Here is an 8,860-nt window from a genome sequence, read left to right as displayed (position 1 = left end):
GACTCAGGGTGGGTTTGGGGAACCGTAGCAGGGGATGGAGGAGAAAGATGCATAGAGCCTAAGGAAAAGATGAATCAGCCTGAAACTCTAGCATCTTCAGCCTTCCTTGAGAATGAAATGGCCCTGCATCATTCCCGATATGGAATTTATTCCGCGATCCATGGTGGGCGCGTGGGATGTGCCTGAGTATCGAGAGGCTGTACGACGCACGGGACGCAAAAAGTTGATTATGGCTGGTATCACCACTGAGCAGTGCGTTACCTTTACCGCTGAGCCCGCGATCGCTGAAGGCTACGAGGTGTATGTGGTGTTAGACGCCTCAGCAGCATTGGACACGCGCTCCGAGCTGGCGGCCATTTCTCGATTGACCCAAATGGGAGCCATCTTAACAACTTGGTCGCCGCTTGGGGCCGAACTGTTGCATGACTTTGCCACAGCTGAAGGCGCGGGATTGCTAAAAATTTACTCACAGCATCAAGGGCAGATGCGCGCACTTGAGGATAGCTTTAATACAGCTCTTAAATTTGTCAAAGAAAGCGTTGACAACCAAAGCGAGCAGGCCAGAGAAGCCGCCTACACCAAAGCTCGCGCCATATAAGCTGCGATTACGGTGTGACTGAACTTATAGCTGTAGTCAATCGGGTTAGGACAGCAAAAAACCGTCATTCTTGAAGCTGGCATCCATGTAAAAGCAGCTGCCCTAGGTGAGTTTTTGCCTGCGCGAAGGGGATGGAGCAAGCATCGTTTTGAGCGACACGTCTTAAGCATAACGGCTACAGCTATCCCAAAAAGCTCACGCTAATTTTGAGCACTTGAAGGAGATAGCCAATGGTTAAATTTGTCTTTGGATACAGGAGCGCATAATGCCAACTCAAGCAGGAGTAATAGCGATCGCCCGTCGCGTCAGACCTGGTTGCGAAGCTGATTTTGAGGCCGCCATTCGAGGGGTGTCTCTAGCAGCCAGCACCTTCCCTGGCTATGTGGGCAGCGAAGTTTTCTACCCTCCCACTCGACGCGGGGAATGGCAGCTTATTCTGCGATTTGATACCCCTGCCCATCGCCAGGAATGGGAAAACTCTCCGATTTGCCAGGGCTGGATTGCCCGCGCCGATGCTTTGACAGAACCGCCTCAGGTGTCTCGGGTCAACGGTTTAGAAGCCTGGTTTGCCTTGCCAGAACTGCCCTATACGGCACCGCCTCCACAGTGGAAAACCATGGTCGTCAGTGCAGTTGGGCTTTACCCAATTATTTTGGTGTTGCCGACCTTACTTCGACCCGCTACCAATGGTTTACCAATCTGGTTGGCCACCCTGGTAAACATCAGCATCATGATGCCGTTAATGACCTGGATGATTATGCCGCAGGTGACGCGCCTATTTAAACCGTGGCTTTATCCTGGTACAACTAACCAAGCTCTAAGAAATAACAAAAAATACGAAAAATCTGATGTAGCGCCCTGAATTAATCATTCACAGTTGCGAAAGCACAACTGGTTAGGCCCAGGAGATATGTGATTACAGCGCTTTCACAGCCTCCTGCTGGGCCGCTAGGTACTGCTGAATGGAGGCGGCATCGTCCTGGCCCAGGGTGATCTGGTTGTAGGCCGTCTCCAGGTTGCCGGGGTATAGCGCCTGGAAGAGGAAGCTGCTGTATTTTTCCGGCACGGGGGTCGAGACAGCCTTCTCCTGAGACGTACCCGCTGATTCCCAACTCTCTGCCAGAGCGACTAGATCTGCTAGGTAGGTCTTGAAGCTCTCTAGACCCGTAACGTCAGTCACCGGGCCGTGACCCGGCAGCACCAGAGCCGCCGGGTAGTCAACGATCAGGCTGGCCATAGTCGCTTGCCAGGCGCGAATGTTGCCGTCGCCCACGAAAGGAATCCGCTGATTAAACAGCAGGTCACCCGCCATCAATACGTTGGCGTCGGGCACGTAGACGATCGCATCGGTACCGCCAGAGTGGCCTTCAAACTCACGGATTTGCACCTGGCGATCGCCCAACCATAGATCCCACGACCCGTTGATAATCACATCGGGAGGCGTGATGTTCGGATCGCTCTCGCCGTTGCGGGTGAGCATAAACTCGCGAATGGGGCCGCGCCCGAAGATGGGTAAATCGCGGCTGGCGGCGGCGGGGTTTCCGCCCGTGTGGTCGAAGTGATAGTGGGTGTTAACCACGTACTTCACCGGCAGATCGGTCAGGGTAGCCACCGTTTCAAACAGCAGGTCGCCCAGGGCCTCAGTCTGAAACGGATCGACCACCAGCACGCCGTCGCTGCCGATGACAATACCGCCATTGCAGATGGCCAGATTGGGGTCGGTGGGCGGAAAGTCAACGCTGGCAATTAGTCCATAAACGCCATCCCCCAGTTCTTCCAGAGTGAGCCCGGCGGAGTCTAACGTGGCCGGAGGCGCGCTCTCCTGGGCTTGGGCGGCCAGACGGGGCTGTAGGGCAATTAGCCCCACCGCCGTTAATGCCACTAATAACCCCAGTACCCATCGCCGCAGCTGTCTCATTGCGATCGCTCCAAAAGTGCTTAAACCCTGGCAATACTTTTGATTATCTCACTATAAAAGGATGGCTCCCAGGCCAAAATCAAATTCATAGACCTCATTGGGTAACCGTATCGATTGTCCATCAGCGTGCGCGATGACAAGTATCAGGCATTGCTGATGTCAGCAGGAAAGTCAGGATCGAAAATTTGCGTGGCCGTGTAAGGACAACCCGTTGGTAAATCGGGATAGTCTAGGGGCGTTTCGCGTACCACCAGATCCAACCCTGACTCGTAGCCAACGGCGATCGCCTCAGCTAAGTAGGGCTTGAGGCTAGGGTTTTGCTGAAGCAGTCTTTGAGCGGTGCGCCGCTGTTCACGAATGGTCGCTCTCCAGCTTTTGCTGCGGTGACTGGGTTGAAACTCCCATTTAAGTAGATGGCCCAGTAGAACAGCTAAGCGATTCTCTAGCTCCTGTCGCTGCTGTTTGCCCAAGGATGCAATTTCCTCTACCAAGTTAACCAGATCTAAATGTTTAAAGTCACCTTGTTTTAAGAGCTTAGTCTGCTCTAAAGTCCAGGCGTAGAAGTCAGTTTCATAGAGGTTAGCATGGGTCATTCAAAATCTCTCTCCAAGTGCCAATTGATTTGACTACATTACTCTTGGAAACATCTTTGCTCTTGTCGGAGTTGCCATATTCTAATCATCATACTAGGTGGATCTTGGAGATGATGTCAGGATAAGCCTCAACGCAGCTTTACCTGAGCCTGTATGGGCAGGTGATCTGAGGCCTGAGCGGCTTCAGCTACGACATCGGCAGCCACGACCTCCAGGGTGGCAGGGGTGTAGAAGATGTAGTCGAGCACGTACTGGGGCTGGTCAGACGGGAAGGTAAACGACGACGGGGCCGTGGGCAGCGCCGAAGCTAGCACCGGAGAGTCGAGCAGAATGCCGATCGATCGCGGCTCATCGCCCTCGTCGCGGTTGAGGCTGCTGTTGAAGTCGCCCAGCAGTAAAACGGGATAGTCTTTGGCGTAGCCTTCAGCCAGGTCGCGCACCACTTGGGTTTGACGGCTGCGAGTAGGGGCGTCGAACGCTTCGAGGTGAACGTTGATCACGATCAGGGTTTGGCCAGAGACGTCGATTTCGGTGACCTGAGCGACGCGATCGAGATACAGCGCGTTGTAGTAAAACGGGTTGGTCGGCACTTGCTCCAGCACCAGCCGTTCGTTGCGGCGAATGGGGTAGCGGCTGAGTACGGCCTGCCCAGAGATCACCTGCTTGTAGTGAGCACTGGGCGGCCAGTAGGGAAAGGGGACGTAGCGCTTGTCCCAGTTGACGGCGATCGCGCCAAAGGCCATCTCCAGCGCTGCCGAGACCGCGTACTGCTGGTTGCGGTTGAACGATCGGTAGGCGTCAAAATCGATTTCTTGCAGGGCCAGAATGTCGGGTTCGAGGGCTTCCAGGGCGGCGATCGCAGTAGCCTGGTTCGCGTCAAACAGCGTCTGGTCGCGCTCGACGGCCTGCTGGTTGGTCAGCCCCGACAGGTAGCCAATGTTGTAGCTGACTACGTTAAGCTGCTCAGGGTTGGGCGTTCCAGGCGGATATTCTTCGTAGGTGACCAGGTTGTCATAGTCGGCCCCGGCCCAGTTGGGAGAGCTGATGTAGACAAAGGTACCCACCAGCGCTGCCGCCGGTAGCCCTAGGGCGATCGCCCCTGCCAAAAGAGTGTTTTTCATGGACTAATTTTATGGCCTCAGCTGACCCCTCGCGCCTGCCGCTGCGGTTTTGGATTGCCGCCCTGGTGGCATTTATCAATGCGGTGGGATTCACGCTGATTATTCCGCTGATCTACCCCTACGCGGTGGAGTTTGGCCTCAGCGACTTTCAGGCCAGCCTGCTGACTACGGCCTACGCGGCGGCGCAGTTTATCGCCACCCCCATTCTGGGGCGATTGTCCGATCGCATAGGCCGCAAGCCCCTGCTGATTGTCAGCCTGCTGGGTACTGTAGCGGCGAATTTGATGGCGGGGCTGGCCCCAGCCGCCTGGATGCTGTTTATCGCCCGTATTCTCGACGGGATCACGGGCGGCAATACGTCGATCGCCCAGGCGATCGTGGGCGATATCACCACGCCAGAGCAGCGGGCGCGGGCCTACGGCATTTTTGGGGCGGTGTTTCGGCTGGGGTTTGTGGTGGGGCCGCCTTTAAGCTACGTGGCACAGCTGGTGCCACCGCTGCCGGGGTTTACCAGTCTGGGCATGGGGTTTTTGTTCTCGGCGGCGATCGCGCTCTTCGCCGCCCTGCTCTGCCTGGTGCTGCTGCCCGAAACGCTGGAAAACTGCTGCGACACCTTTCGCATTTCCTGGCGCGATTTTGGCTTTGGGCGGCTGGCCCGCTCGGCCACCGACCGTCGCTTTGGCCGCATCTTCTGGCTCACCTTCTTTAGCGGCTTTACCTTTACGATCTTTACCTTTGCCTTTCAGCCCTTCTTTCTCAAGGTGCTGGGGCAAGATGCCCGCAACCTGGCAATCATGTTCGCGGCGGTGGGGATCATCGGCTTTGTTACCCAGGTGTTTGCCCTGGAACCCCTGCGGCGGCGGTTTGCCCTGGTGCAGATTTTGGCGGGGGCGCTGGCGGCGCGGGGGCTGCTGTTTTTGCTGATGCCTGCGTTCCCCAATATTGTGGCGTTTGTGGCGATCGCGGTCGTCTTCAGCGCCGTCAACTCGTTCCCCATGCCGCTGATCGATGCGCTGCTGTCGCTCAACAGCGGCCCCCGCGAACAGGGCGAGGTGCTGGGGCTTAACGCCTCTTATTTGAGTATTTCCAATGCGATCGGCCCGGCCACGGCGGGGCTGCTGGTCAGCGTCAGCTACAGCTTCCCGTTCTGGATTGCCGGGGCGCTGACGCTGCTGACCGCCTGGTTTGCCATGACGCTTTCCGGGCGCGGCACGGCAAAGGTGTGAATCTAACCAGCAGAAACCAGGGTTCTGCGATCAATCTCGGTGCTAGTCAACGTTGACGGCTAGAACCCCGGTTTCTAAATATCTATGCCACCTCTTCCAATGCGGCAGAACTCGACTCGGTTTCGCCCAGCACCGTGAGAAACTGCAGCCCCATAGCGATGTAGGTGGCGCACTGGGTCGGCGGCAGTCGGTAGAACGCTTGCCAGGCGGCGGCTTTGTCAGACTCGTACGCGCCGACGCGATCGGGCTGCTGGTCGAGCCAGCCGAGGCGCACGGCGTGGCCGATCAGCACATCGAGGTAGATATGGTCTTCAAAGTAAAGGTCGGGGTTGACTTTGAAGATTTCGCCCATTTCTCGCAGCGCCTCCATGTTGACGTGGCGATACTCGGGAGCCTGAATTTTGTTCAGCAGATGAGTAATGCGGCGCTCAAAGTTTTGCTCACCGGGGGTCATCTCCGAGAGAATGCGATCGCTATCCAGCCGGTTTTTGCGGTCAAACTTGTTGCCGATCACAATCCCTCTGGAGTGCTTGAGCACCTCCCACACCTGGGTATAAAACTCTTCCGAGATGCGGGCAATTTCGCCGTCGATCACCCGCTTGCGCCACCAGTCTTGGGCATTGGGCGCTTCGGTTACTTCGGCGGCTGGCTCAATGTTGACGGGCACCACCTGCCAGTTGATTGGGTTGTGGGGCTTAACGTGCAGCGACTCCCGCCGAAAGATCGACTGGTTGAGCCCGTCAAACCCGGCCAGCACCTGGCGCAGGCGGGTTTTCAGCTCAAAGGGGCTGAGATCGAGCAACTGGCCGTAGGCTTCGTCCTGCGGAATGTCGCGCTCGCGGGCTAGCTCGCTGGTAATCAGCAGCAGCAGGTAGCCTACCCGCAGGGTCATCAATCCCTTAAATAGCGACGGCTCGGCCTTGATCAGTATGCTCAAATCGATCAAGATCTCCTGGGTAAGCACGTGGTCGCGCACGTCGTCGCCGCAGAAGGTGCGAATTTTGTCGAGAATTTCGCTGTGGCCCATCGGCTCGGTAATCAGCGACTCTTCGCTGTAGGATTTGCCCACCGATATCTGCTTCTGGCGCACCAGCAGCTCTGTCACGGCATCTGAGAGGGTGATGTCGGCCTTACCCAGCAGGCCAGCGGCCCGGCGCAAAATGCCCCACTGCTCTAACTGGCTGGCTTTGGCGTAGACCTCATCCAGCAGGTCTGCCACGGTGATGGCGTGGCTGGGGCCACCAAAGCCCGTATTAAAGTCGCTGCCGTGCAGGTGTTTGAGGGTGGCCAGCAGCTCTAGCTGCTCGTAGATGTTGTTGGATTCGCGCAGCTGGGTGAGCAGGCGATCGAGGTCGGTCTCGTTCTCCAGGGTGTACTCTTCGAGCAGCGAGAGGGGGCCGTCGCGACCGGGCTCAAAGCCCAGGTAGGCCGTCCACAGGGGCGAGTAGCCTACCGAGGTGCTGCCCAGCTGGTAGCCGTTGACGTTGTCAACGCGCTCCAGGTTGGTGGTCATCATGAGCTGCTGCAGGGGGCCGAGCTTGACCGGCACGTGATCGCAGCGATCGCCCTGGAGTTCTTGCATCAGCGCCATCAGCGGCGAATCGTAGATGGGCTTGTGGCCCAGTTCAAACATGGCGTGGGTGAGCAACAGCGTCACCGTAGGGCGACCCGGCTCGCGCCAGTGGTCGTAGATATAGGCCAGCTCGCTGCGAATCTGGGCCACCAAGAAATGGTAGTCAAGGGTGAGGTAAAACCGCTGCTGGTCTAAGAACGACGGCAAAAACACCACCGACTCGCCCTTAACGCGAAAAATACGGGAGGTAGTCAGGCTGCGCAGTCGCCGCACCGGACGACCGCTGAGGTGCAGTTTATCGTTTTTGCCAATTTCGGCGTAGATTGCCGACAGCTCAGCCGCCGGAAACACCTGCACGGGGGCGATTTCCGCCAGGGTTTGGGTGGGCAGACCGTAGGTGGCCAGCTCCGTTTGCAGGGCCTTGTCTTCGGCCAGTAGCGCTACCTGCACCACGGGGTAGCGGTGGTCGCCCAGGGCGCGGTACCGCCCCAGCGGGTCGATATCGCTGGGTTTGAGCAGCCCGTCTTGAATCAGCTGGCCTAGCAGGTAGAGGCTCTGGGCCCACACCAGGGGCAGGTTGTCGTTGGGCAGGCGAGGCTGGCTGCCGGGTTTAGCTCGCTCGGCCTCCAGACTCTCGGCGGGCACGTAGTACAGCTCGGGCAGCAACCCCACGCCATCGCGCTCGACCGTCAGAGCCGCCAGCCGCTCCTGGTAGAAGCGAATCTGGTCGTTATCGCCAGCAAACAGGCTGTCCAGCCACAGGTAGGTAAAAAATAGCGGCCACTCGCACTCAATATGTTCAAACTGCTTCAGCTCTTCGGGCTCGTAGTGCAGCCGGGTGGTGTCTTCAATCACCGTCTGGTGGCCGTCGCGCAAAAACCGCTTGCAGCCGTAGGGGCCTTGCAGCTTGTCAATAATTTTTTGCCGGGTTTTCTGGGCAATCTGCGCATCGTCGATCGCAAAGCCGGGGTAGCCCACCACGCTCAGCAGGGCGGCATCAATTTCCTTTGACCCTGACTCACGGGGCAGCAGCGACTCCAGGGTGATGCGGGCACGGGCAATTTCATCGGTCAGCACGTGAATGGTCGAGGACTGTCCGCCGCGCATACCAAACAGGTTAAAGCCCCGCAGCGCCTCCAGCGCCGCTTTGGCCATGCCCACGGAGCTGGCGTTGAGCTCGGGCTTGCCGTGGTTCATTTTGTTGCCTCGCTCCCAAATGCCGTAGTCGGGGGTGCGGTAGGCTCGACCAATGTAGTAGACCAGGTTTTGCACAAAGTTGACTTCATCCTGGGTGAAGACAATTTGCAGCCCTGAGGCCGTCATCTGGGCCAGCATGAGCAAAAACACCGAGGTGGCATCGATTTGCAGGTGGCCCCACTCGTCGTCGCCGACTACCGGCAGTCCACTCCCGGTGTCATACTTGGCGTGCAAGGCCTTGAGGGGATCCTGCCGCTCCTTGAACTGCTCCACCTTTTCGGCCTGGCGCAGCATCGCCGTCATCAGCCCCCGCATGAGCTTGACCACGCTTTGCTCTAGCTCCACCGTGCGACCCTGGTCGTCATCCAGGTGGCGATAGGCCAAAGCTACGCCCCACACGGCCAGAATGCTGTACACGTTGTCGCGCACCCAGGCGTCGGTGTAGTTGCCGTGGACATTGACGGCGGTGCTGGCGGGCAGTAGCCCACTGACCGGGTGCTGCCGCGACAAAATCACGGTTTTAACCTGGCGGTAGTAGCGATCGAGCTGCTCCTGAAGGGCGGCTGAAGACATAGGCAACGGTGATAACGACGAAGAACGAGAGTTAATCGGTTTTTAACTCACTCTAGGGGTA

7 protein-coding genes are annotated in these 8,860 nt (G+C 57.8%); 3 read left to right on the top strand and 4 right to left on the bottom strand.

From position 1 onward, the window contains the following. Positions 1-112 precede the first annotated feature (112 nt). On the top strand, positions 113-598 hold the full coding sequence (locus tag ACQ4N7_RS23780; protein WP_430713928.1) for an isochorismatase family protein: 486 nt from the start codon (positions 113-115) through the stop codon (positions 596-598). A 265-nt stretch (positions 599-863) separates the two neighbouring features. Continuing rightward, positions 864-1,460: an antibiotic biosynthesis monooxygenase gene (locus ACQ4N7_RS23775; protein WP_430713927.1), complete on the top strand. Its 597-nt coding sequence runs from the start codon at positions 864-866 to the stop codon at positions 1,458-1,460. A gap of 54 nt (positions 1,461-1,514) precedes the next feature. On the opposite strand, the gene ACQ4N7_RS23770 is transcribed toward ACQ4N7_RS23775, so the two are convergent. From ACQ4N7_RS23770 to ACQ4N7_RS23760, 3 genes are all read right to left on the bottom strand, one after another. Further along, complete coding sequence (locus tag ACQ4N7_RS23770) at positions 1,515-2,516, bottom strand: MBL fold metallo-hydrolase (RefSeq protein WP_430713925.1); 1,002 nt, start codon at positions 2,514-2,516, stop codon at positions 1,515-1,517. Between the two features lie 143 nt (positions 2,517-2,659). Further along, positions 2,660-3,109 (bottom strand): DUF29 domain-containing protein, encoded by a 450-nt coding sequence (locus ACQ4N7_RS23765; RefSeq protein ID WP_430713924.1) that lies wholly within the window; start codon positions 3,107-3,109, stop codon positions 2,660-2,662. 128 nt (positions 3,110-3,237) lie between these two features. Further along, entirely contained in the window at positions 3,238-4,230 is a 993-nt protein-coding gene (locus ACQ4N7_RS23760) for an endonuclease/exonuclease/phosphatase family protein (protein ID WP_430713923.1), read from the bottom strand. 11 nt (positions 4,231-4,241) lie between these two features. Between ACQ4N7_RS23760 and ACQ4N7_RS23755 the strand changes: the two genes are divergently transcribed. After that, positions 4,242-5,456, top strand: coding sequence for an MFS transporter (locus tag ACQ4N7_RS23755; RefSeq protein ID WP_430713922.1), 1,215 nt, complete (start codon positions 4,242-4,244; stop codon positions 5,454-5,456). 82 nt (positions 5,457-5,538) lie between these two features. On the opposite strand, the gene ACQ4N7_RS23750 is transcribed toward ACQ4N7_RS23755, so the two are convergent. Continuing rightward, positions 5,539-8,799, bottom strand: coding sequence for a glycoside hydrolase family 15 protein (locus ACQ4N7_RS23750; protein ID WP_430713921.1), 3,261 nt, complete (start codon positions 8,797-8,799; stop codon positions 5,539-5,541). Positions 8,800-8,860: the final 61 nt, after the last annotated feature.

It is taken from the genome of Nodosilinea sp. AN01ver1 (assembly GCF_050565655.1).
GTDB lineage: Bacteria > Cyanobacteriota > Cyanobacteriia > Phormidesmidales > Phormidesmidaceae > Nodosilinea.
The sequence above is the reverse complement of the archived record's forward strand: the minus strand, read 5'-3'. Positions and strand labels throughout refer to the sequence as shown.

Excerpts from the sequence above, each read along its gene's own strand:
- ACQ4N7_RS23780 (WP_430713928.1), top strand. The coding sequence starts at position 113 with ATGAAATGGCCCTGCATCATTCCCGATATGGAATTTATTCCGCGATCC.
- ACQ4N7_RS23775 (WP_430713927.1), top strand. The coding sequence starts at position 864 with ATGCCAACTCAAGCAGGAGTAATAGCGATCGCCCGTCGCGTCAGACCT.
- ACQ4N7_RS23770 (WP_430713925.1), bottom strand. The coding sequence starts at position 2,516 with ATGAGACAGCTGCGGCGATGGGTACTGGGGTTATTAGTGGCATTAACG.
- ACQ4N7_RS23765 (WP_430713924.1), bottom strand. The coding sequence starts at position 3,109 with ATGACCCATGCTAACCTCTATGAAACTGACTTCTACGCCTGGACTTTA.
- ACQ4N7_RS23760 (WP_430713923.1), bottom strand. The coding sequence starts at position 4,230 with ATGAAAAACACTCTTTTGGCAGGGGCGATCGCCCTAGGGCTACCGGCG.
- ACQ4N7_RS23755 (WP_430713922.1), top strand. The coding sequence starts at position 4,242 with ATGGCCTCAGCTGACCCCTCGCGCCTGCCGCTGCGGTTTTGGATTGCC.
- ACQ4N7_RS23750 (WP_430713921.1), bottom strand. The coding sequence starts at position 8,799 with ATGTCTTCAGCCGCCCTTCAGGAGCAGCTCGATCGCTACTACCGCCAG.